This is a genomic window from Novosphingobium sp. TCA1 (assembly GCF_009811895.1).
GTDB classification, from domain to species: domain Bacteria; phylum Pseudomonadota; class Alphaproteobacteria; order Sphingomonadales; family Sphingomonadaceae; genus Novosphingobium; species Novosphingobium panipatense_A.
This window is the reverse complement of the sequence record NZ_BLJH01000001.1, coordinates 369,776-393,522: the sequence shown is the minus strand read 5'-3', so window position 1 is coordinate 393,522 and position 23,747 is coordinate 369,776. Positions and strand designations below refer to the sequence as shown.

Genomic DNA, 23,747 nt, shown 5'->3' with positions numbered 1-23,747 from the left:
GCATCGGCATGAACCTTATTCTCGACAGCGGCATCAATCGCCGCAACTTCACTTTGGGGCTGATGCTGGCGATGACTGCTGCCTGCAACACCGACGCGCAGAGCCGCTCGCCCGTCCGCGATTCAAGCTGGCGGACCTGGCGCGACCTTTACGTCAAGCCCGACGGACGGATCGTCGATACCGGCAACAACGGCGTCAGCCACAGCGAAGGCCAGAGCTACGGCCTGCTCTTCGCCTACAAGGCCGGAGATGCCGAGGCTTTCGCCCGGATCGCGACCTGGACCCAGAGCCAACTCTCCCGCCCCGACATGGCGCTCCACGCCTGGCGCTACGATCCCTCCGCCCCCAACCCGGTGGCCGACCAGAACAATGCGACCGACGGCGATCTGGTGATCGCCTGGGCGCTCGCCATGGCAGGGCAGCGCTGGAACAAGAGCGAATACAGCGCCCGCTCGGCCCAGATCCGCGCCGCCATCCGCAACCACTGCGTGATCGAGCGCCACGGTCGTCGCCTGCTGCTGCCGGGCATCCAGGGCTTCGTGAACGGACAGGAGATCACGCTCAATCCGTCCTACTTCGCCTGGCCCGCGCTGGATGCCTTCGCCAAGCTGGACGGTCAGCAGACCTGGGGACCCGTCATCAGCGACAGCGAGGCGATCACCCGTCTCGCGCGGTTCGGAACCCATCGCCTGCCCTCCGACTGGGTGGTCATCAATGCGCCGGACCAGCTCGCCCCCGCGCGCGACAAGCCGCCGCGCTTCGGATACGACGCGATCCGCGTGCCGCTCTACGCAGCCCTCAGCGGACGACAATCGCTGGTGCCCGACATCGCCGCCTACTGGCGCGCCTGCATGGCCGCGAACAAGCCGATCCCGGCCTGGGTCGACGTGGTGACGGGCGAGGAGGCGAACTACGCCATCTCGTCAGGCGGCGCGGCGGTGATCGGCAGGCTGCTGGGCACCGCCCAGCCCTCGGCACTGCCGAACGATTATTACGCCGCCTCGCTGCAGATGCTGGCGCGGTATTGAGTTTGCTCGAGCGGCACCGGCCCCAAGTCCCTCAGGTGTCCCCACCCTGCCACCCGAACTTAGTATCCTAGCGGGTGGCAGGGTGGGGCGCCTGAGGGACTTGGGGCCGGTGCCGCTCAAAATCCGCCTGCGGGCGGATTTTCAAAAGCATCCCCCCGCACCCCGGGGGCGTTTGACGTATAGGTCATCTCAAAACGCACCAGAATCTTCGTTTTTGGTCGCAAATTGTCGCACTTGCGAAAAGCCGTCTTGCGGGCAGCAACAATTGCCGGAATAGCAGCGCCCACAGGACTTTTGACGGTGCGCGACTTGAAAATAACGTCTTCTTCGATTGCGGCATTTCCCCTTCTGCGCCAGACCGGCTTTGCGCTGGTTTCCGTGGCCCTCCTTGCGGCCTGTTCGGGCGGCGAGCAGAAAAAGGACATGCGCGGTGCCCCGGAAGTGGGCTTCATCGTCGTCCAGCCCGCCTCCGTCCCGGTCGCCGTCACCCTGAGCGGCCGCACCGTCGCCTTCGAGACCAGCGAAGTTCGCCCGCAGGTGACCGGCGTGATCGTCAAGCGCCTCTTCACCGAAGGCAGTCTGGTCCGCGCCGGACAGCCGCTCTACCAGATCGACCCGAGCCTCTACCGCGCCGCCGTCAACCAGGCTTCCGCCGATCTCGCCAGCGCGCGCGCCACGGCCGAAGCCGCCTCGGCCAAGGCCGATCGCTACAAGCCGCTGGCCGACATGGAAGCGGTGGCGCGGCAGGACTACATCGATGCCCTGGCCACCGCCCGCTCGGCCAAGGCCTCGATCGCGCAGAACGCCGCCACGCTCGATACCGCCAAGATCAACTTGCGCTTCACCACGCTTCCCGCGCCGATCAGCGGCCGCATCGGCCGCTCGCTCTCGACCGTGGGTGCGCTTGCCAGTGCCACCCAGGCCGATCCCCTGGCCGTGATCCAGCGCATGGACCCGATCTTCGTCGACATGCAGCAGTCCGCTGCCGACCTCACCGCGCTGCGCCGCAAGCTGGCGGCAGGCGGGGTCAATCCCGGCAGCACCCAGGTCCACCTGAGGTTCGACGACGGGTCCGAATATGCCCTGCCCGGCACGGTGCAGTTCTCCGAAGTCACCGTCGATCAGGATACCGGCACGGTCACCCTGCGCGCGAAGTTCCCCAACCCGGAAGGTCTCCTGCTGCCGGGCATGTTTGTCTCCTCGGTCTTCGACCAGGCGACGGACCCCAATGCCTTCCTGGTGCCGCAGAATGCGGTCCAGCGCGATTTCGACGGTTCGGCCTATGTCATGGTCGTCGGCGCCGACAACAAGGCGGCACGGCGCAAGGTCTCGGCGGAACGCACTCAGGGCGTGAACGCGGTCGTCACCTCCGGCCTCCAGAAAGGCGACAAGGTCATCGTCCAGGGTCTCAACGGCCTGAAGCAGGGCGCCGAAATCAAGCCGGTAGCCTCCACTACCGCGCAGACGGTCGCCCCGCCTTCCGGCAAGAAGGGTCGCTGAGCTTAAAATGTCGCGCATCTTCATCGACCGGCCGATCTTCGCCTGGGTCCTCGCCATCATCGTCATGCTGGCGGGCCTCGGCGCCCTGGCCTTCCTGCCCAACGAGCAGTACCCGGACATCGCCCCGACGCAGGTCAACATCCGCGCCACCTACAACGGCGCCTCGGCCGAAACGATCGAGAACAGCGTCACCCAGGTGATCGAGCAGCAGCTCACCGGCATCGACGGCCTGCTCTACTTCAACTCGCAGTCCTCGAACCGCGGCCAGGCGACGATCAGTGTGATCTTCGCCAAGGGCACCGATCCCGACATTGCGCAGGTCCAGGTCCAGAACAAGGTCCAGTCCGCGCTCTCCCGCCTGCCGCAGGCGGTGCAGAGCCAGGGCGTGACGGTCACCAAGTCGAACCCCGACCAGCTGCTGCTGGTGGCGGTCTACGACGAGACCGACAGCCGCTCCAACCAGGACGTGTCGGACTATCTGACCTCCAACATCCAGGATCCGCTCTCGCGCGTGGAAGGCGTGGGCGACGTCAACGTCTTCGGCGCGCCGCACGCCATGCGCATCTGGCTCGATCCCACCAAGCTCGCCGCCGTGGCCCTGATGCCCAGCGACGTGACTTCGGCGATCACCGCCCAGAACACCGAAGTCGCCGCCGGCGAGATCGGCGGCCTGCCCGCGCCCAAGGACCAGGCAATCGATGCGATCGTCACCGCCGGCACGCGCCTCCAGACCGCGCAGCAGTTCCGCGACATCGTTCTCAAGACCAACAGCGACGGCTCCACCGTCACCATCGGCGACGTCGCCCGGGTGGAGATCGGCGCGGAGAACTACAATACCGTCAGCCGCATCAACGGCCACCCCGGCGCGGGCATTTCCATCTCGCTGTCGCCGGGCGCCGACGCGCTGGCCACGGCCGAGCTGGTAAAGGCCGAGATGAGCACCCTGGCCGAGGGCATGCCCGATGGCCTGGGCTACATCTACGGCAACGATAGCACCTCGTTCATCAAGCTTTCGGTCGCGGAAGTCGAAAAGGCCTTGTTCGAGGCGATCGTGCTGGTCGTCATCGTCATGTTCGTGTTCCTGCAAAGCTGGCGCGCCACGCTGATCCCGGCGATCGCCGTGCCGGTCGTGCTGCTCGGCACTTTCGCGGTGTTCTACGTCGCCGGGTTCTCGATCAATACGCTGACCCTGTTCGGGCTCGTGCTCGCCATCGGCCTGCTGGTCGATGATGCCATTGTCGTCGTCGAGAACGTCGAGCGCCTGCTCGAGGAAAATCCCGGCATGTCCGCGCGCGAGGCCACCATCAAGTCGATGGAGGAGATCCAGGTCGCACTGATCGCCATCGCGCTGGTGCTCTCGGCGGTGTTCCTGCCGATGGCGTTCTTCGGCGGCTCGACCGGCGTGATCTACCGCCAGTTCTCGCTGACGATCGTGGTTGCCATGGTGCTCTCGGTGCTCGTCGCGCTGATCCTCAGCCCGGCGCTGACCGCCACCCTGCTCAAGCCCAAGTCGCTCGAAGGCGAGGAAACGCCCAGCTGGATCGAGCGCCGCCTGCCCTGGCTCGCGCGCCTCTGGCAACGCTTCCACAAGGGCTTCAACCACGGGTTCGAGCGCATGACGAACGGCTATGCCCGCCGCGTCGAGCGCGTGATCGAGCACAAGTGGCGCTGGCTGCTGCTGTTCGTCATCGCCTGCGTCGCCACCCTGCTGCTGTTCCAGCGCCTGCCCACCGGCTTCCTGCCGAACGAGGACCAGGGCACGATCATGGTGCAGTGGCGCCTGCCCGCCGGCTCGCCGCGCACCCGCACCGAGGAAGTGCAGCGCCAGGTCGAGAACTATTTCGAAAAGTACGAGAAGGGCAACGTCGCCAGCATGTTCACGCTTTCGGGCGGCGGCATGGGCGCCTCTGGCCAGAACAGCGGCCAGGCCTTCATCACCCTGGTGGACTGGGAACAGCGCCCCGGCGCGAAGAACACCGCCGACGCCATCGTCCAGCGTGCCAACGGCGCCTTCCGGGGCCTGCGCGACGCCCAGGTGTTCACGCTGGTGCCCGGCGCCATTCGCGGCCTCGGCTCCTCGGCGGGCTTCACCATGGAGCTGCAGAACCGCAGCGGCATGACCCGTGCCGAGTTCCAGAAGGCCCGCGACGAGGTGCTTGCCAAGGCCATGGCCGACGACCGCCTCACCAACGTGCGCCTGAGCGATCTTCCCGACGTCTCCACGCTGAAGATCAACACCAATACCCGCGCGCTGACGACTTACGGCGTGACCGCGGCCAGCGCCAACTCCACCCTGCAGACCGCATGGGGCGGCACTTACGTCAACGACTTCCTCGACAAGGGCCGCATCAAGCGCGTCTTCGTGCAGGGCGATGCCCAGTTCCGTTCGCGCCCCGAAGACCTCGCCAACTGGTTCGTGCGCGGCACCAGCGGCCAAATGGTACCCTACTCCGCCTTCTCGACGATCGCCTGGTCCACCGCGCCCAGCAGCTCCTCGCGTTTCAACGGCCTCCAAGCCTACGAGTTCTCGGGTAGCCCGGCCAGCGGCGTCAGCTCGGGCACGGCCATGGACGTGATGGAGGAACTGGCCGCACAGGTGCCCGGTACCGCCGTGGCCTGGGCCGGATCGTCCTATCAGGAACGGCTCTCCTCCGGCCAGGCGCCGCTGCTCTATGCGCTCTCGCTGCTGGTGGTGTTCCTTTGCCTCGCCGCGCTTTACGAAAGCTGGTCGATCCCGGTCGCGGTCATCCTCGTCATCCCGCTCGGCCTGCTCGGCGCGATCATGGCGGTGACGCTGCGCGGCCTCGAAAACGACGTCTATCTCCAGATCGGCCTGCTGACGACCATGGGCCTCGCCGCCAAGAACGCCATCCTGATGATCGAATTCGCCGAACAGGCCGAACGCCAGGGCAAGCGCGTGATCGAGGCCGCCCTCGAAGCCGCGCGCATCCGCCTGCGTCCGATCCTGATGACCAGCTTCGCGTTCATCTTCGGCGTGATCCCGCTCGCCATCGCCAGCGGCGCGGGTGCCAACAGCCGCATCGCCATCGGCACCGCCGTGGTCGGCGGCATGCTGACCGCAACCCTGCTCGCGATCTTCTTCATTCCGCTGTTCTTCGTCATCGTGCGGCGCGGCGTACGCGACGGCCTTGCCTCGGTCCGCCGCCACATCCAGCAACGCCGCGAGCGCAAGGGAGGCGCCGCATGATCCGCTCCCCTATCCTGGCTCATGCGGCCGTATCCCTGTCGGCGCTGGCGCTCGGCGCCTGCTCCATGGCGCCGAAATACGTCCAGCCCGCCGCGCCGGTCCCGGTGTCCTGGCCGGTCGGCGATGCCTATCTGGCCCGGAGCGAGGCCGCGCTGCCGCTGGTTTCCTATACGGAAATCTTCCGCGACCCTCGGCTCCAGTCGTTGGTCGAGCAGGCGCTCATCAACAACCGTGACTTGCAGGTCGCCGCCGCGAACCTTGCCGCCGCGCGGGCACAAGTCCGGGTGGTGCGCGCCAACCAGTTCCCGGCCATCGGCATCGACGGATCGGCCAGCCGCACCGAAACCAACGGCACGTCCTCCACTGGCACCGGCTCGGGCGCAGGCTTCGGCACGGGTGACCGCTCGTCCTATTCCCTCCAGGGCGGCATCTCCAGCTTCGAGTTGGACTTCTTCGGCAAGTATGCCAGCGCCACCGCGGCACAGCGCAACACCGCGCTTTCCACCGAGGCCGCCGCGCGCACCGTGCGGCTCGGTCTGGTGGCCGATCTGGCGCAGGCCTGGGCCACTTACGCCGCCGACCGGGAATTGCTCCAGATCGCCCAGGCTACGGCCGCCAATGCGGAACGCAGCGTGACGCTTACCGGCGCCCGCCTGAAAGGCGGCGTCGCGCCGCGCACGGATCTGCGTCAGGCCCAGCAGGTGCTGGAAACCGCGCGCGGCGACGTCGCCTCGCAGACGACCGCGCTGGCACAGGACGTCAATGCGATCCGCCTTCTGGTCGGCGCCGATTTCGACGAAAGCCTGCTTCCGGCGGACCTCGATCAGGTCACCGGATCGCTGGCGGTACTGCCCGCAGGCACCAGCTCGCAGGTTCTGCTCCGCCGCCCCGACGTGCTCGAGGCCGAGTATAGCCTGCGCGCCGCCAATGCCGATATCGGCACGGCGCGGGCCGAACTGTTCCCCTCGATCTCGCTGACCGGCCTGCTCGGCTTCGCCAGCAATGCCCTGTCCGCGCTGTTCGACAAGGGCGCCTTCTCCGCCACCGGAACCGCGGCGGCCAGTTGGTCGATCTTCAACGCGGGCGGCAGAAGCGCCAATGTCGAAGTGACCAAGGCCCAGCGTGACGCTGCGCTGGCCACTTACGAAAAGGCGATCCAGACCGCCTTCCGCGAAGTGGCCGATGCCCTGGCCGATCAGGGAACGCTGGCGGAACGCCTGCGCGCCGCGTCCAGCTTTACCGAGGCGGCCACCGACACGGCGCGCCTGACCGAGGCCAGCTACCGCCAGGGGATCACCAGTTCGCTGGAGAACCTCGATGCGCAGCGCAGCCTCTACAGCGCGCGGCAGCAGGAAATCGCCGTGCGTCTGGCCTCCGCCAGCAACCGCATCACGCTCTATCGCGTGCTGGGCGGCGATCAGGCGACGCCTGCGGCGGAACAGGCACCGACAGGACAGTAGAACCCGCGCAGCCTTCTTGTCAGGGTCGCTCGGCCACTTCCGCAGCCGCACGCTCGCGGGTGTCGCGGATCGCAAGTTCCATGAGCCGCGCGTTGATCTCCAGCAGGCTTTCCTCGCGCCGACCCGGCAGAGTGCCGAGGATCCGGCGCAGCCGCCGGTCGGTAGCCAGCGTGATCGAGCGCTCGATCCCGGTCATCAGCGTCGTCGCCATCAGCACGGCCGTGTCGCCCAGCACGCCGCGCTGGTCCATCTGCGCCACGAACAGGCCGATCAGCGGCCGGGTCGAATTGACGCGCTGGTGCATGATCCGCACGTCGAACTGGTCGGCAAGGGAGTTGCGCAAGTGCAGCAGGCCGGTGTGCCGCGCCCAGAAGGCGTGATAGGCCCGCACGAAGTCCATGGCCCGTGCATTGAGCTGCTCGTCCGGCCAATATTCCCGCGCCAGAGAGAAATACTCGTCCTGAGCCGACCCCATCACCGGTTCCAGCACGGCCAGCAGCAGCTCGGTGAAGTCGGTGAAATAGTTGTAGATCGAGGTCATGCCGAGCCCGACCGCACGCGCAACGGCGCCAAGCGTCACCGGCTCGTCGGTCTTTTCGACAAGATCGATCGTCGCGGCAAGGATGCGCTCACGCGTGACGCGGCCCTTGCGGCCCAGCTTCTGCCCGTGAAGATTGTGGCTGATCGCTGCCGAAGCGTCGGTGACCGCGGCCGCAAGGTGCGGCGGAACAGCGGGAATGGCCTGATCCCCGCCGTTCTGTTCGGAGCCGCTATCTTCGGAGCTGTCGTTTGCCAGAAAAGCCTCGACCCGCCCGTCAGGCCGCAGCCTGGCCGACCGGCCAGGCGAGGATCTTGACGTCCGTGAATTCCTCGATGCCTTCGACACCCCATTCGCGTCCCATGCCGCTCGCCTTGTATCCGCCGAAGGGAATGTCCCCGGCTATGCACATGCCGTTGTTGACGCTCATGGAGCCGGTGCGCACGCGCTTGGCGATAGTGATGGCCCGGTTCAGATCGCCCGAGCTGACCCCGCCCGATAGGCCATAGGAACTCTGGTTGGCAATGCGCACGGCATCGTCGTCGTCCTCATAGGGGATGACCACAAGGACGGGACCGAAGATTTCTTCCTGGGCGATGCGCATGTCATTGGTAACGTCCACGAAGCAGGTCGGCTCCACGAAATATCCGCCGCCCTTGTCGGGGCGGATCTGGCCGCCTGCCAGCAACGTGGCGCCTTCTTCCTGGCCGAGGTCGATATAGCTCTTCACCCGCTCCATCTGGCGCCTGGAGATCACCGGCCCCATGATGTGCGCGGGATTGGCGATGTCGCCCCAGTTGTCGCCGAAATTGCCGTAAGCGCCCTTGAGAATGGCCTTGGCCTCCTCATAACGGCTGCGCGGCACCAGCAGGCGCGACTGCACCGCGCAGCCCTGCCCGGCGTGGAAGACCAGCATCGCCATACCCACTTCCATCGCGAAGTTGGGTGCGTCGTCCAGCACGATCTTGGCCGACTTGCCGCCCAGTTCGAGGAAGACGCGCTTCAGCGTGGGGGCGCCCTGCTCCATGATGCGCTTGCCGACGCCGGTGGAGCCGGTGAACGAGATCAGGTCCACCCGCGGATCGGTTACGAGCATCTCGCCCGCCAGCGCCGGATCGGCGCCGAACACCACGTTGATGACGCCATCGGGAAAACCGGCTTCCTTCGCCAGTTCACCGAAGATCGCGCCCATGCCCGGCGTATCGGGCGCGGGCTTCAGGATCACGGTGCAACCGGCGAGCAGCGCGGCGACCATCTTGCCGATGTTGACATAGAGCGGCACGTTCCACGGCGTGATGGCGCCGACCACACCGATAGCCTCACGAACGCCCACGCGCTTGTGGATCATGCCGAAGGCCGGCTTCTCGCCGTAGTCCTTCTCCCATTCCAGCTGGTCGAAGACGCGCATGTAATCGTCCCAGCCGTCGAGCGCCATGTCGACATGGGCGCGGTTGACCGCACCTTGCGCCGCTCCGGCTTCGTGCATGGCAAGCGCGCCAAGGCGCGGGCGCGCCGCTTCGAACAGTTCGCGGTACTTCTTCACCAATGCCACGCGCTTTTCGGTGTTGGTGGACCAGTCGGTCTCGTCGAAAGCGCGGCGGGCAGCGGCGATGGCCGCATCCACGTCGTCGGCCGTGGCATCGGCCGCCTTGCCGATCGCCTCGCCGGTCCACGGGCTGATCACGTCGAACGTGGCCCCGTTGCTGGCGCCGCGCAGTTTTCCGTCGATGTAGAGCTTGGCTTCGGGAAGGTTGGTCATCGTCTGATCCTTGGCGGGAATGGCGTCTTGCAGGGTTTGGACGTCGCTCATGCGTGCCGTGCTCCCACCGAAACATGGAGAACCCGCACGTCGGGCGGCAGATCGATGACCGAGCGGAAAACGCCGGTCACATTCTCGGTCCGGGAGATCGGCCGCGAGCGCAAATCGATCCCCTTCGCGGCACACCCCTGGTGGAAACGCATGGCGGCATCGGGATTCCAGCCCGGCGCGGTCTTGCCCGCCTCGTACATCGGCCCGGCGCGGACGGTGGTGACACGAATTCCCGCAGGCTCCAGTTCATCGACCAGCGCTTCGGTAAAGCGCTCAAGGCCTGCCTTGGTGCATTGATAGAGCGAGAGCATCACGAAAGGCACGGCGATGGATTCGCTGCCCACGTTGATGATCTGGCCGCCCTTTTCCATCATCGGGATCGCCGCGCGGCAGCAATAGATCGGACCGTTGAGATTGGTGGCGATGATGCCGTCGATCTGCGCGTCGGTCGCCTCGGCCACCGTGAACGGTTCGTAGATCGCGGCATTGTTGATCAGAACGTCGATCTTCGGGTGCTTCTCGGCAATCGCCTGGAAAGCCTTTCGCACGGAATCGGCAGAGGCCACGTCGCATTCCACCGCCATGGCCGCGCCGCCGATCTCGTCGGCCAGTTCCTGCACCTTGGACAGCGTGCGCCCCAGCAGGATCACGGTTTCCCCTTCACCGGCAAAACGCCGCGCGAGCGCACGGCCAAGGCCCGCACCGGCACCAGTGATCACGATCGTCTTACCCACGCATCCTCCCGCTGTTACGGCTTTTCGAGCGCCGGTCACACCGGCACGATTTCCCAAACTCTACCCCGTTCGCAAGTTGCCGCCTATCGCGATGACGATGGTTCGCGCCGCGATGGGCGCGATAACGCGCAGGCGCGGTATCTCAGGATTTCGCCATTTCCACGATCAGGCGCGAGAGCGTCTGCCTCGCGATCCTCCAGCCATCGGCGGAGCGCACGCACGTCTCGTGATAATGACCACAACCGGTCAGCGCGAATTCACCCTTTACCACGCGGTCCTGCATGGCCCAGATCACCTCGGCGCTATCGCCGTGAAAGGTGATTTCGGGCGAGTGGACCTGATGCGCGGTCTTCGCATCGGCCAGCGAACTGCGGACCATCGCGACGAACTGGTCGCGGCCCCTCTCCAGCGTGCCGCCGCTAGGCCGGGTATCGATCTCGCAATCCTCGGTGAACAGTGCGGCCCAGCCGTCCCAGTCCTTGGTATCGAGCAGGCGGCAGTAACGGGCCTTGAGATTGCAGATCTCCAGCCAGTCGCCGAAATCCAGTGCCTGTGCCATGCGCTTCCCCCTTAACCGGGCGTGGCCTCGGCCCGCAGCCGCTCGGCGGCCAGCTTGCGGAGTTCCGCCGTCTTGATCTTGGCACTGCCGGTGGTCTTGAGATCGCTCTCGGCCACGAACAACACCTTGCGCGGCACTTTGTAGCTGGCGAGCTTTTCCCTGGCGAAATCGCGGATCGATCCGGCATCCGGGCGAACGCCTTCCACCGGGACGATGCAGGAGACCACCAGTTCGCCCAGCAGATCGTCGGGCACGCCCACCGTCTGCACCATCTTGACCTCTGGATGGGCGCGGATCACTTCGTCGATCTCCAGCGGAGAGACATTGGCGCCGCCGGTCTTGATGATGTCGTTCAACCGGCCTTCCCAGAACAGGCGGCCCTGCCCGTCGATATAGCCGCCATCGGCCGTGCGCAGGAAACCGTCGCCGTCGAGCGTCTCGTCAAGCGGTACGCCAAGGTAGCCCAGCATAAGCGTCGGCCCCTTCACGGCAATCTCGCCCCGCTCGCCCAGCGGCATCGTTTCGCCGCTTAGCGGATCGACGATCTTGATCGTGGATCCCGCGGTCGGAATGCCGTGCGACTTGCCCGCTACTTCGTCCGGCGTGCCCGAGGGGAAAACTGAGATCAGCGTGAAGGTCTCGGTATTGCCGAAGGCTTGCCCCGGCTCGCGCCATGTCGTGGAGATGGTCGGATGCTGCGCGCAGGGCGTCAGCGCATCGATGTAGTGCATCGGCGAGAGGTCAACGCTCTCGTAGTTCGAAGCCGCCATCAATTGCGCCCACTGGTGCGGCCAGGCGAGCATCATCGTCGCCTTTTCCGCTTCCATCAGAGACAGCGCCTCCTCCGCGTCGAACCAGCGCTGCAAGACCAGCGATCCGCCCGAACCGAGCGTACCGCCCAAGGCCATCGAGAAATTGCCCGACCAGAAGAACCCATTCGCCGACCATGTGCGCGGCGGTTCCTTCACGTCATACCACTGCGGCCAGCGCCAGAGTTGCAGGCAGACGCCGCGATGAGCGGAAAGGATGCCCTTGGCCTTGCCGGTGGAGCCGGAGGAGAAGAACAGCACGCCCGGATCGCTCGGCTGCACCGAGGCGGCAGCGGCATCGACCAGTGCCCGATCGACGCTGTTTCCGCGCGCGAGGAACGTGCTCCAGCCCTCTATCGCACCAAGGCCTTCATCGCTGTCGATCACGGCAAGATGGCGCAGGAACGGGAACTTGGTGGAAGCCACTTCGCCGGGCTTGGCCGAACCGATCTGCGGTTCCAGATCGACCAGCGTCTGCGCGAAATCTTTCTTGAGAACATTGCGCTCCAGCAGCAGCACCGAGCAGGCGCCCATCTGCAACACGGTTTCGAGCTCGGCGGGGGTGAAGAAGGTGCTCACGGTCATGGCCACGCCGCCTGCCAGCGCCGTGCCGAAAACGCCGGAGAGGAACTCCAGCCGGTTCGTCGCCAGCACACCGACGCGAGCGCCCTTGCCGACACCGCAAGCCATGAGCGCGCGGGCAACTTCCATCGAGCGGGCCCAGAGGTCGTCGTAAGTCCAGCGTTCGACCCGGTCGCCAAGGTGGATCACGGCGGCTTCGGAAGGGCCGTATCTGCGAGACACTTTGCGGACGAAGCCGCCCAGCGTCAGCGGGCCGATGCCCTGCTCTTCCGACAGCGGAATGCCCCGTGCGATGGACAGGCTCTGCGTGACTTCGACCATGCCTTCCTCGTCATCCTTGCGGGGTTTCTGCCCGCTCTTCCCGTCAAACAGGTGCGGCGTGCGGCTCCCTCAAACCGCCCGCCGCACCGGCTGCATCAGGCGTTCACGTCCACGATGTATCGGCCGGTGACCTCACCGGACATGAACTTGCGCGCAGCCTCGATGGCACCCTCCAGGCCGATGGTCTGGCCAATGGTTTCCAGCGCCGCCGGGTCGAGATCCCTGGCCAGACGGTCCCAGGCCTTGAGGCGCTTGGCCTTGGGGGCCATGACGCTGTCGATGCCCAGCAGCGACACACCGCGCAGGATGAAAGGCATGACGGTGGAAGGCAGATCGAAGCCCTGCGCCAGACCGCAAGCGGCCACCGCGCCGCCGTACTTCGTCTGCGCAATGGCATTGGCCAGCGTGTGGCTGCCGGCGGTGTCGACCACGCCCGCCCAGCGCTCCTTCTGGAGCGGCTTGCCCTTTTCGGCGAGTTCGGCGCGGTCGATGATCGTTTCCGCGCCCAGCGCCTTCAGGTAATCCGCCTCGCCCGGCTTGCCGGTGAGCGCGGCGACCGCGTAGCCCAGCTTCTTGAGAATGGCGATGGCAACCGAGCCGACCCCGCCGGTGGCGCCGGTGACAAGGATCTCGCCCTGCTCCGGGGTCACGCCCCAGTCCACCAGCGCATCGACGCAAAGCGCAGCGGTGTAACCGGCGGTGCCGATCGCCATGGCCTGCTTCGGCGTGAAGGCCGAAGGCAGCGGCACCAGCCAGTCACCCTTGAGCTTCGCCTTCTGCGACAGGCCGCCCCAGTGGCCCTCGCCCACGCCCCAGCCGTTGAGCACGACGGTATCGCCCGCTTTCCAGTCGGCATGGCTGCTTTCGGTGACGGTACCGACAAGGTCGATCCCCGGCACCATCGGGAACTTGCGCACCACGGGCGACGCGCCGGTGACGGCAAGCCCGTCCTTGAAATTGAGCGTCGAGAAAGCAACGTCGATGGCGACATCGCCTTCGGGCAGCGCGCTTTCGTCAAGCTGCTGGAGAGTGACCGTCTGGCCCTCATCGGTCTTGTCGATCACGATAGCGGAAAACATGGCATACTCCCTCAAGGGCCAGTACGGCCCGGCGATGCAGGCCCTAGCTGAAAGGGAATATGCGCCGCTCCGTCAATGCCACCGCCCCATGCCATCGCCTAGGCGAAGCGGCATCACGGGCGGGGTATCAGCCGCCCCCTATCCTCCGGGAGAAACCCCGTGCGCAGCCAGCAGGTCCGCCACCTTCGGGAAGGCCTTGGCGCGCATCGTACCATACATCGAAAGCCGCAGAATCTCGCGCGAGTAGCGGCGCGACAACTCCCGGCGCTCGCCCTCGTCGGCGGCATGGGCACGGGCGAGGATCGGCCAGAAGAACACACCCGCGAGGTTCATCACCGAATAGACCTCGAAATCGATACCCGGCTCGGCCAGCTCGGTGCCGGCAAAGCGGCCCAGCGACCCGCAATATTCCCGCCAGAACGGGTCTTGAGACGGGTCCGGTGAAGCCAGCACCTGCTGAAGCCAGACGCGGCAGATATCCGGGTTTTCCATCGCGAAATCGGCCAGCCGCTCGGTCAGCGACACCACGTCCACTTCTTCGACCCGGCGCTCGCCCACGGTTTCCGGGTCGCCGAAAACGGCATGGAACAGCTTGTCAGAGACCCATTGGATGGTCGCCTCGATCAGCTTTTCGCGCGTTTCGAAATGCTGATAGGCCGTGCCGCGATTGACAGCGGCAAGATGGGCGACGGCGGACAGACTGACGCCTTCCGGCCCGTCCTTGGCCAGGAGGTTGGCCGCCGCATCCAGAATGACGGCGCGCGTCGCGACCGGATCGCGCGCCCTGCGCCGTGTTTTCGCCTCCATGCTCGCCCCTTCCCTGATTGAACGGGCGAGCATAGCGGCGTGCTTACTGATCGACAATGTTGATCAGCTTGTCCTCAGAGGAAGGCTTTGACCTTTTCGAGCACCAGTTCGGCATGCTCCTTCCGACAGATCAGCAGGTCCGGCATATAGACGTCCTCCCGATTGTAGACCAGCGGGCTGCCATCGATGCGCGAGACGTGGAGGCCCCAGCCCTGCGCGACGGCGGCGGGGGCGCAACTGTCCCATTCGTACTGGCCGCCGGAGTGGAGGTAGATATCCGCCTCTCCGCGCAGGATCGCCATGGCCTTGGCCCCGGCCGACCCCATCGGCACCAGTTCGGCGCCGATTTCCTCAGCCACGCCGGTCGCTTCCTTGGCGGGACGCGTGCGGCTGACGACCATGCGCAGCTTTTCCGGCGCGGGCGGAATCTCGCCCGGCTGGTCGGAGCGCAGGACCACGCCCGCCCCCGGCAGCGCCACGGCGCCCAGCACCGGCGCGCCATCCACCGCCATGCCGACATGGACCGCCCAGTCGGCACGCTCCTCGCCATATTCGCGGGTGCCGTCGACCGGATCGACGATCCACACCCGCTCCTTGGCGAGACGCTCGGCATTGTCCTTCTCCTCTTCGGAGAGCAGCCCGTCCTCGGGCCGCTGCTCGCGAAGGGCATGGCAGAGGAACTGGTTGGCGGTCTGGTCCCCCGCCTTGCCCAGCGACTTGCCCGAGAACAGGCCGGAAGCCCGCACGTCGAGCAGGATCTTGCCCGCTACTTCAGCGAGATGCGCGGCGAGATCCCCATCGTTGAGGCTCATCAGGCGTCTCCCAGCAAAGTATCGACGATGAGGTTCGCAGCCTCTTCCGGCGAGATTACCGTGGTGTCGATGCGGATTTCGGGGTTGCGCGGGGCTTCATAGGGGCTGTCGATACCCGTGAAGTTCTTCAGCTCGCCCGAACGCGCCTTCTTGTAGAGGCCCTTGACGTCACGCGCCTCGGCCACCTTCAGCGGGGTATCGATGAACACTTCGAAGAACTCGCCTTCCGGCAGCATCGTGCGCACCATCTCGCGGTCCGCCTGGAACGGCGAGATGAAGGCGGTGATCACGATCAGGCCGGCATCGGTCATCAGCTTCGAGACTTCGCCCACGCGGCGGATATTCTCGATGCGGTCGGCCTCGGTGAAGCCCAGATCCTTGTTCAGGCCGTGCCGCACGTTGTCGCCGTCGAGCAGGAAGGTGTGCCGGTTCATCCGGTGCAGCTTCTTCTCGACGAGGTTGGCGATGGTCGACTTGCCCGAACCCGAAAGGCCGGTGAACCACAGCACCGCCGGGCGCTGGTTCTTCAGCCCCGCGTGCTGCTTGCGATCGATGTCCACGGCCTGCCAGTGGACGTTCTGCGAACGGCGCAGCGAGAAGTGGATCATGCCCGCCGCCACCGTGGCGTTGGTCATCTTGTCGATCAGGATGAAGCCGCCCAGCGTGCGATTGTCCGCATAGGCCTCGAAGACGATCTGCTTGTCGGTGGTCAGTTCCGCCACGCCGATCGCATTCAGCTCCAGCGTCTTGGCCGCCAGCTTCTCCATGGTGTTGACGTTGACTTCGTATTTCGGCTCCTGGACCGTCGCCGAGACCATCTGCGTGCCGATCTTCAGCCAGTAGGCACGGCCGGGCACCATGGCCTCGTCGGCCATCCACACGAAAGTCGCCTCGAACTGGTCGGCGGTCTGCGGCGGATTGTCCGCCACCGAGATCACCGACCCGCGCGAGCAATCGATCTCGTCCGCGAAGCAGACGGTGACCGACTGGCCGGCAACCGCTTCGTCCAGATCGCCGTCATAAGTGACCACGCGGGTGATCTCGCTGGTCTTGCCCGAGGGCAGGACACGGATCTTGTCGCCCGCCTTCACCGAACCAGTGGCGATCAGGCCCGAGAAACCGCGGAAGTCCAGGTTCGGGCGGTTCACCCACTGCACCGGCAGGCGGAACGGCTTGTCGGCATCGACCGAAGAGAGAACCTCCACCGTTTCCAGATGCTCGACCAGCGGAATACCGGCGTATTGCGGCGCCTTGTACCACGGGGTCTTGTCCGAAAGCGTGGTGATGTTGTCGCCCTTGAAGCCCGAGATCGGCAGGGCGGTGAAGCTTTCGATGCCGATCGAGGTGGCGAACTCGGTATAGTCCGCCAGGATCTTGTCGAAGACCTCCTGGCTGTAGCCCACCAGGTCCATCTTGTTGACGGCGAGGACGATGTTCTTGATGCCGATCAGGTGGCACAAATACGAGTGGCGGCGCGTCTGCACCAGCACGCCCTTGCGCGCATCGATCAGGATCACCGCAAGGTCGGCGGTGGAAGCGCCGGTGACCATGTTGCGGGTATACTGTTCGTGGCCCGGGCAGTCGGCAACGATGAACTTGCGCTTCTCGGTGTTGAAGAAGCGATAGGCCACGTCGATGGTGATGCCCTGCTCACGCTCTGCGGCGAGACCGTCGACCAGCAGCGCAAAGTCGATTTCCTGGCCCTGCGTGCCGACCTTCTTGGAGTCCGACTGCAGCGCGTCCAGCTGGTCTTCGAAGATCATCTTCGAATCGTAGAGCAGGCGCCCGATCAGGGTGGACTTGCCGTCATCGACGCTGCCACAGGTGATGAAGCGCAGCATCGTCTTGTGCTCGTGCTGGACGAGGTATGCGTCGATGTCGTCCGCGATCAGCTTGTCGGTGACGTAGACGGCTTCTTTGGTTTCGATATCAGCCATTATCAATCTCTCTCCGCTCGCCCTGAGCTTGTCGAAGGGCATTGGCGCATCGCTCGGGAGGCTTCGACAAGCTCAGCCTGAGCGGGAAACAGGGAACGGGGTTTTAGAAGTACCCCTGCTGCTTCTTGACTTCCATGCCGGCACCGCCGGCGTCCTTGTCGATGGCGCGGCCCTGCCGCTCGGATGTGGTGGTGAGGAGCGTTTCCTGGATCACTTCGGGAAGCGTCTTCGCCTCGCTCTCCACCGCGCCGGTCAGCGGGTAGCAGCCGAGCGTGCGGAAGCGGATCGAGCGTTCGACGGGAACCTCGCCGGGCTGGAGCGGGAAGCGCTCGTCATCGACCATCAGCAGCATGCCGTCACGCTCCACGGTCGGGCGCTTTTCGGCGAAGTAGAGCGGCACGATGGGGATGTCGTTCAGGTGGATGTACTGCCAGATGTCCAGCTCGGTCCAGTTGGAGATCGGGAAGACGCGGATCGATTCCCCGCGCGCCTTACGGGCATTGTAGAGGTTCCACAGTTCCGGGCGCTGGTTCTTCGGGTCCCAGCCGTGCGAGGAGGTGCGGAACGAGAAGATGCGCTCCTTGGCGCGGCTCTTTTCCTCATCGCGGCGGGCGCCGCCGAAGGCCGCGTCGAAGCCGAACTTGTCCAGCGCCTGCTTCAGGCCTTCCGTCTTCCACATGTCGGTGTGGAGCGCGCCGTGGTCGAAGGGGTTGATGCCCTTCTCGATGGCTTCGGGGTTCTGGTAGACCAGCAGTTCCATGCCGCTCTCACGCGCCATCTTGTCGCGCAGCGCGTACATCGCCTTGAACTTCCACGTCGTATCGACATGAAGCAGCGGGAACGGCGGCGGCGAGGGATAGAAGGCCTTGCGGGCAAGGTGCAGCATCACCGCGCTGTCCTTACCGACCGAATAGAGCATCACCGGCTTTTCAGCCTCGGCGACGACTTCGCGGATGATGTGGATGCTCTCGGCTTCGAGACGCTCCAGATGCGTAAGTGTTTTCATCAGGTCTTCCTCTGCCGGGGCGCGTGCCTGTTGGCGGGGTTTCAAACTCTTCGATTTTCGGAATCGCAGGGATGACATTCCCGCGAACCTCCCATATGGGAGGGCATGGCGCTTACCAGCAACGATGAGACCGATCTCCTGATCCCGCTCTTTCAGGGAAGTGCCGAAAATCCGCGATTTTCGACATTTCTGGAAAGACTGCGTCGTCGCACCCAAGCCGATTACGTCAGCCTGATCCTTCGCATGGGCGATGGCCTGCAAGCCGCAATCGTCGAGAGCTACGCCGGAATCGACTTGCGCAAACGGGCCCGCGAGTCGGAACAGCAGGGGCCATTCGACCTCGACCGCTATCTCTACGACAGCCTGCGGCCGGGCCGGGTCTATTCGATCGGGGAAATGATCGATCACGATCCGGTGGCGCGCGCGGATCGGAACCGGCGGATGGCGAAACTCGGCATAGGGGACGAGCGCGTGGTGCGGATCGCCGGCGGCGAGCGCTACAGCGCATGGCTGATGATGGCCCGCACACGCGAATGCTCCGCCGCCGACGGCGCCCTGCTCTCCAGTCTGGCGCCCTACGTCGCCATCGCGGTCGAGAACCTCGTGGCGATGGACCGCGACCGGCTGGCGGCGCGGATCAATGCCATGGGTCTGGAGCGTACCGGCAAGGGCTGGATGCTACTCGATGCCGAAGCGCGGGTGGTGGCGGCCGATCCGGCGCTGGCGGAATTCTGGCAGAGACACTGCGGCGCGGCCTTGCGCCCGGGCGAGCGCGTACTGGGCTTGGACCTCGCCGCCGAGCGCAAGTTGGCGGCCATCGCGGCGGACATGACGCAGGACCGCACTCTGTCCGCGCGGCCGCTGCTGCTGCGGGACAATCCGCATATCGAGGCGCTGCTGATGCCCGCCGAAAATGCCGAAGCGCTCGCGGCACCGGCAATCCTGGCGCTCTGCTCTCTGCCCCGTCCGCATTCGGATCAGAGCGCCGAGCGACTGGCCGAAGTCTTCGACCTGCCCCGGCGCGAGGCGGAACTGGCAATGGCGCTGGCGGACGGGCACTCCATCGCCGAAGCCGCGGAACGCATGGGCCTGACCCTAGAAACGGCGCGCAACTATTCCAAGCGGCTCTACGCCAAGCTGGGCGTGCGCGGGCAGGCGGAACTTGTGCGGCTGGTATATGAGAGTAGCGCGGTGATGGCGTGAGCCAACATCGTTCCCCTGAGACTCCCGACCAACAGCGGAACGACGAAACCTCGCTTCCCCTCAACACACCGTCATCCTGAACTTGTTTCAGGATCCATTTCTCGTCGCGCACCGACAGGGGATCGGCACGATGGATCCTGAAACAAGTTCAGGATGACGGGAGTTGAGAGAAAAAGCATGGGCGATCAATCGCTGAGCTTGGCCTCCATCGCCCCGATCTCCGAACGCAGCCACATCGTCTCGGACAGGTTCTTGCCGCCCGAAGCTGCCAGCAGTGCCTCATGCGCCGCCTTGCGCACGGTGAGCGCCGCCACATTGTCCGGCTCGCCCGCGAGTGCGATGTCGGTGAGATGCACAGCCTCCAGCGGAGCGCCTGCATCCAGCTTCGCCTGCGCCCGCTCAGCCAGCTTGGCCGCACCACCCGCCAATTCCACCAGATCGGCATCCACACTGGAACGCGGCACACCGTAGAGCGCAGTGGTGCCGTCCTCATAGTGCAGCCAGCCCGAATACTCGCGCCAGATCGACTTGACCGCCCAGGCCGCCTTGCCGTGGAATTCGCCGATCTCCAGTCCTTCGGGCCAGGCGAATTCGCGCATCAAGGTATGCACGTCCTTGCCCGCCTTCATGCCTTCCAGCGTATAGTCGCGCACGTAGCTGACCGCCGCGTGCATCCTGTCGAGATCGGCACGGATACGGTCAGCACCGCGAATGGCCTCGCCGTGCCCGGTAACGACGATCTCCGCCCCAAGGTCGCGGATCGTCTCCAGCGACTTCAGGTAATTGCGGACCAGACGCGGCTTGTCGCCGCGCAGGGTGTTGAGGAACGGCATCGACAGCCAGACCGGCCCGAAGACATTGCCGGTGAAGGCGATCTTCTCCCTGGGCATCCAGACCGTTAGCGCGTCGATGGTCTCGCCCTCGGGCGTGGAGATCAGTTCGAACGTCCGCCCGCCAAGGTCGATGGTCAGGCGGCGATCGACCAGAATGTCCGGCACCACATTCGGCGCCGGCTTGGGCGAACCGCCGCGCTTGAGCGTCGATCCCCAGAGCTTGCCGCTCCTCGGCCCGAAGAAGGGCTGAAGATCCATCATGTCCGAAAGCGCTTCGTTGAAGCCCGGCCCGCCGACGACTTGCGTGCCCTCTTCCAGAAATTCCGGCACCCCGCCGAAGTGATCCGCATGGCTCTGGGTAAGGATGATGAAGGCCAGCGGGCCGGTGCGCGGCGGGGTCAGCAGGCGCTTGGTACGCTCTGCATTGTCCATGAAGCCGGTGTTGATCATGACGTCGCCCTCGGCGGTCGTCACGAGGTAGGCGTTCGAGATATCGTTCGCCTGAAACACGAAATCGGTGATCGCGATAGCCTCTGCCTGCTCGTCTCCCGAGCGGACGAGACCTGCCAGCTTCGGCCCGACGTCTTTCACACCGTCAGCACTTGGCATCTCAAGCCTCCTCGATAGCGATCATGACCTTGGCGGATTGCGGCGTGGCGGCGATTTCCAGGCCCTTCATGATCTCGCTGAAGGGCAGCTTGTGGCTGATCATCGGCGCGATCTTGTCCTTCAGGCGGGGCATGGCGGCCACCACTTCGGGCATTTCAGTGGGATAGCCGACCGCCGTGGTGATCGTCATCTCGCTGGTCAGCATGCGCCCGACCGGGAACTCGATGGGCCGCATATAGGCGGCGGTAATGACCAGCTTGGCATGCAGCTTGGCCATCATGATCACATCGGTCAGGATATTCGGCGCGCCCGCCGCGTCGATGAAGGCATCGGTGCCAACGCCCACGCGGCCATAGCTGGGCACTTCGCCGTGCAGCTTCGCCAGTTCGGCGCGCAGGTCGATCTTGCTGGGATCGAGCGCGGCCCGAACGCCCAGCGCCCGCGCGCGTTCCAGACGCTCTTCCGAAAGGTCCAGCGCGACAACATCGATCACGCCGCGATCGACCAGCCAGAGCAACATGCCAAGGCCGATGGGTCCGCAGCCGAACACGACGACCTTGTCGCCGGGCTTCACATCGGCGCGATTGACGCCGTGCATGGCGACGGCCAGCGGCTCGCACATGGCGGCCACGTCGTAGGAGATGCCCTCGGGGATCGGCAGGATGGAATCGCCCAGCCGGGCCTCGCGCACCAGCAGTTCCTGCGTGAACGCGCCTTCCGGCCCGCCCGAACCGATGTTGCTGGGCGTCATCATCGGATTGACGATGACGGCATCGCCCACGGAAATGCCGGCGACTTCGGCGCCGACTTCCATCACCTCGCCCGCGCCTTCATGGCCCAGCGCGGTCTCCACGCCCGGCGGAATGCCGCCCATCTTGATGTAGGACAGGTCCGATCCGCAGATGCCGACCGACTTCATCTTGACGACCACATCCTTCGGCCCCGCCGCCGGACGTTCGTAAGCATCGACGCGGACATCGCCTTGCCCATGGATCTTGAGCAGTTCCATCGCTTCTCTCCCTCCGTCGCTTACGGACGAACCATGTAGCCGCCGTCGATCGTGACCGTCTCACCGGTCATGAACGAACTGGCGTCCGAGCAAAGATAAGCGCCGATACCCTCGAAGTCCGCCGGATAACCGGTGCGCTTCATCGGAATCGTCGGGGCGAAATGCGCGGCCACGGCGTCGGCGCGGGCGCCCTCGCCCATCATCGGCGTCATGATCAACCCCGGCGCGACGACGTTGGCGCGAATGCCCAGCGGGGCGAGTTCGATAGCCAGGCAGCGGATCGCCGCCGCCACGGCCGCCTTCGACGCCGCATATTCCATCTTGCCCGGCAGGCCCTGGAACAGCGAAAGCGAACCGCAGGCGACAAGGCTGCCGCCGCTCTGGTCACCCGCCTCTATGCGTTCCTTCATCAGCCGCGCGCCTTCGCGCAGGGTGAAGAAGGCACCGTCCAGCGCAGTCTTCTGGAATTCATACCAATGCTCGGTCGGCATCTCGAAGGCCGAGTTGTAGCGTGGGCTGGCGCCGGAGTTGGCGAACACGCAGTCCACCCGGCCGAAATCGGCCATCACCTGATCGTAACCGGCCTTGATGTCGCCTCTTCCGAAACGTCCACCTGATAGGCGATCACCTTGCCCGCCCCGGCCGCTTCCAGTTCGGCCTTGGCCTTCGCGCTCTTTTCCGCGTTGCGCGCCCAGATCGCCAGATCGCCGCCCATCTTGGCCACGCCCATGGCAAAGCCGAAACCGATGCCGCCGTTACCACCGGTCACCACCGTCACCTTGCCCGTGCAGTCGAAAAGGCCCTTGGCCATCATTCTCTCCTCGATCCCGTTACCGATTTTCCTGTCGGCACTTTCGTTGGCGCGATGTTTCCCGTGGGCGGCTTGCCCCGCAAGCTCGGCAATCGTAGAATTCAGGCCCTATCCAAGCGTCAGGGACACGAACTCGGGCCATAGACCCGACAAGTCCGGGAGAGCCTGCAATGCCCGATAACCGCCCCGCCCATACGCCGACGATGATCGTCGATGCGGAGCTTTGCGCCGCGGGAATTACCGCGCAGATCGTGCGTTTCGACATTCCGGAGCCGACCGACACGCGCCACGCCGTGGGGGCCGGCTATCACGTCAACATGTGCCTGACCCCGCGCCCTCTGGAGTCGCGCGGCGGCTACCGCGAGCGCTGGGGCCCGCACCGTTTCGAGCGGCTTGGCGACATATTCGTCATCCCGCCAGGCGAGTCGCTCTACATTCGCGGCGGCAGCGGCCGACAGGCCTCGCTGGTCTGCACGATCGACGCATCGCTCGTGCATGATCTGCTGGGCCGCGACCTGCCGTGGGACGATGCGCATCTGGCCGCCGCGCTCGACATCGGCAGCGCACACGTGCGCGCGCTGCTGTTCCGCATCACTGCCGAAGTACGTCACCCCGGCCTCGCCTCCCAGCGGATGCTGGAACTGCTGGGCAGCGAACTGGCCATCGAGCTTGGCCGCTACGGTCTTGAAGTCTCGGAAAGGCCGATGACCGGGGGCCTTTCCGGCTGGCGCCTGCGACTGATCGAGGAGCGGCTGGCAAGCGACCTCACCGCGCCGCCGCTGAAGGAACTGGCCGATTCGTGCGGGCTTTCGGTGCGCCAACTCACGCGCGGCTTTCGCGTCAGCCGTGCCTGCTCGATCGGCGACTATATCGAGCAGCGCCGCATGGAAGCCGCCAAGCGCCTGCTGATGGAAGGCGAAAGCGTGAAGACCATCGCCTTTGCGATGGGCTTCGCCTCGCCCTCCAGCTTCACTTTCGCATTCCGCCGCGCGGTCGGTGCCAGCCCCAGCACGTTCCGCCAGCGGCAAGGCCGCGCGCTTGCCTCGATGCCCTCGGTAGCGGCCTAGGTCGGGTCTTGGCCCGGATTCGACA

The 23,747-nt window shown here is 65.5% G+C and carries 19 protein-coding genes and 1 pseudogene; 6 read left to right on the top strand and 14 right to left on the bottom strand.

Annotated features, from left to right (window positions below; genetic code table 11):
- Positions 1–8: 8 nt before the first annotated feature.
- Positions 9–1,028 (top strand): glycosyl hydrolase family 8, encoded by a 1,020-nt coding sequence (locus tag NTCA1_RS01865; protein WP_086490439.1) that lies wholly within the window; start codon positions 9–11, stop codon positions 1,026–1,028.
- Positions 1,029–1,144: 116 nt separating this feature from the next.
- On the opposite strand, the gene NTCA1_RS01860 is transcribed toward NTCA1_RS01865, so the two are convergent.
- Positions 1,145–1,453, bottom strand: a complete 309-nt coding sequence (locus NTCA1_RS01860) for a hypothetical protein (protein WP_133084260.1) — start codon at positions 1,451–1,453, stop codon at positions 1,145–1,147.
- Between NTCA1_RS01860 and NTCA1_RS01855 the strand changes: the two genes are divergently transcribed.
- The 3 genes from NTCA1_RS01855 to NTCA1_RS01845 are packed head-to-tail and all read left to right on the top strand — an operon-like array spanning position 1,452 to position 7,196.
- Entirely contained in the window at positions 1,452–2,528 is a 1,077-nt protein-coding gene (locus NTCA1_RS01855) for an efflux RND transporter periplasmic adaptor subunit (RefSeq protein ID WP_159827711.1), read from the top strand. The genes NTCA1_RS01860 and NTCA1_RS01855 overlap by 2 nt on opposite strands.
- 7 nt (positions 2,529–2,535) lie before the next feature.
- Entirely contained in the window at positions 2,536–5,736 is a 3,201-nt protein-coding gene (locus NTCA1_RS01850) for an efflux RND transporter permease subunit (RefSeq protein ID WP_159827708.1), read from the top strand.
- Positions 5,733–7,196: an efflux transporter outer membrane subunit gene (locus tag NTCA1_RS01845; protein WP_159827705.1), complete on the top strand. Its 1,464-nt coding sequence runs from the start codon at positions 5,733–5,735 to the stop codon at positions 7,194–7,196. The genes NTCA1_RS01850 and NTCA1_RS01845 overlap by 4 nt, the downstream gene beginning before the upstream one ends.
- A 19-nt stretch (positions 7,197–7,215) precedes the next feature.
- Here the strand turns inward: NTCA1_RS01845 and NTCA1_RS01840 are convergent, their stop codons facing one another.
- The 10 genes from NTCA1_RS01840 to cysD all read right to left on the bottom strand — a co-directional run bounded on the left by NTCA1_RS01840 (position 7,216) and on the right by cysD (position 18,268).
- The gene (locus NTCA1_RS01840; RefSeq protein WP_236549043.1) at positions 7,216–8,082 is read right to left on the bottom strand and encodes a TetR/AcrR family transcriptional regulator; all 867 of its coding nucleotides are present in this window, start codon (positions 8,080–8,082) and stop codon (positions 7,216–7,218) included.
- Positions 8,012–9,493, bottom strand: coding sequence for an aldehyde dehydrogenase family protein (locus NTCA1_RS01835; RefSeq protein ID WP_159828264.1), 1,482 nt, complete (start codon positions 9,491–9,493; stop codon positions 8,012–8,014). Before NTCA1_RS01835 ends, NTCA1_RS01840 begins: the two co-directional genes overlap by 71 nt.
- Before the next feature lie 47 nt (positions 9,494–9,540).
- Positions 9,541–10,278: an SDR family oxidoreductase gene (locus NTCA1_RS01830; protein ID WP_159827702.1), complete on the bottom strand. Its 738-nt coding sequence runs from the start codon at positions 10,276–10,278 to the stop codon at positions 9,541–9,543.
- A gap of 142 nt (positions 10,279–10,420) precedes the next feature.
- Positions 10,421–10,837: a nuclear transport factor 2 family protein gene (locus NTCA1_RS01825; protein WP_086490443.1), complete on the bottom strand. Its 417-nt coding sequence runs from the start codon at positions 10,835–10,837 to the stop codon at positions 10,421–10,423.
- 11 nt (positions 10,838–10,848) lie between these two features.
- On the bottom strand, positions 10,849–12,549 hold the full coding sequence (locus NTCA1_RS01820) for a class I adenylate-forming enzyme family protein (protein WP_159827699.1): 1,701 nt from the start codon (positions 12,547–12,549) through the stop codon (positions 10,849–10,851).
- Between the two features lie 95 nt (positions 12,550–12,644).
- Positions 12,645–13,628, bottom strand: coding sequence for an MDR family oxidoreductase (locus tag NTCA1_RS01815; RefSeq protein ID WP_159827696.1), 984 nt, complete (start codon positions 13,626–13,628; stop codon positions 12,645–12,647).
- A gap of 138 nt (positions 13,629–13,766) precedes the next feature.
- Positions 13,767–14,435, bottom strand: coding sequence for a TetR/AcrR family transcriptional regulator (locus NTCA1_RS01810; RefSeq protein ID WP_159827693.1), 669 nt, complete (start codon positions 14,433–14,435; stop codon positions 13,767–13,769).
- Between the two features lie 74 nt (positions 14,436–14,509).
- A complete protein-coding gene (locus NTCA1_RS01805) occupies positions 14,510–15,247 on the bottom strand; it encodes a 3'(2'),5'-bisphosphate nucleotidase CysQ (RefSeq protein WP_159827690.1) in 738 nt (245 codons plus the stop codon).
- On the bottom strand, positions 15,247–17,184 hold the full coding sequence (gene cysN / locus NTCA1_RS01800) for a sulfate adenylyltransferase subunit CysN (RefSeq protein ID WP_159827687.1): 1,938 nt from the start codon (positions 17,182–17,184) through the stop codon (positions 15,247–15,249). The genes NTCA1_RS01805 and cysN overlap by 1 nt, the downstream gene beginning before the upstream one ends.
- 103 nt (positions 17,185–17,287) lie before the next feature.
- The gene (gene cysD / locus NTCA1_RS01795) at positions 17,288–18,268 is read right to left on the bottom strand and encodes a sulfate adenylyltransferase subunit CysD (RefSeq protein WP_374705153.1); all 981 of its coding nucleotides are present in this window, start codon (positions 18,266–18,268) and stop codon (positions 17,288–17,290) included.
- A 27-nt stretch (positions 18,269–18,295) separates the two neighbouring features.
- Between cysD and NTCA1_RS01790 the strand changes: the two genes are divergently transcribed.
- A complete protein-coding gene (locus NTCA1_RS01790; RefSeq protein WP_159827684.1) occupies positions 18,296–19,393 on the top strand; it encodes a helix-turn-helix transcriptional regulator in 1,098 nt (365 codons plus the stop codon).
- Positions 19,394–19,578: 185 nt separating this feature from the next.
- Here NTCA1_RS01790 and NTCA1_RS01785 read toward each other — a convergent pair whose 3' ends face one another.
- The 3 genes and pseudogenes from NTCA1_RS01785 to NTCA1_RS01775 all read right to left on the bottom strand — a co-directional run bounded on the left by NTCA1_RS01785 (position 19,579) and on the right by NTCA1_RS01775 (position 22,574).
- Entirely contained in the window at positions 19,579–20,835 is a 1,257-nt protein-coding gene (locus tag NTCA1_RS01785; protein ID WP_159827681.1) for an MBL fold metallo-hydrolase, read from the bottom strand.
- Position 20,836: 1 nt separating this feature from the next.
- A complete protein-coding gene (locus NTCA1_RS01780) occupies positions 20,837–21,844 on the bottom strand; it encodes a zinc-binding dehydrogenase (protein ID WP_159827678.1) in 1,008 nt (335 codons plus the stop codon).
- 20 nt (positions 21,845–21,864) lie between these two features.
- Positions 21,865–22,574, bottom strand: a pseudogene (locus NTCA1_RS01775) (SDR family NAD(P)-dependent oxidoreductase).
- 251 nt (positions 22,575–22,825) lie between these two features.
- Between NTCA1_RS01775 and NTCA1_RS01770 the strand changes: the two are divergent.
- Positions 22,826–23,722 (top strand): AraC family transcriptional regulator, encoded by an 897-nt coding sequence (locus NTCA1_RS01770; RefSeq protein ID WP_159827675.1) that lies wholly within the window; start codon positions 22,826–22,828, stop codon positions 23,720–23,722.
- The last annotated feature ends 25 nt before the right edge of the window (positions 23,723–23,747 follow it).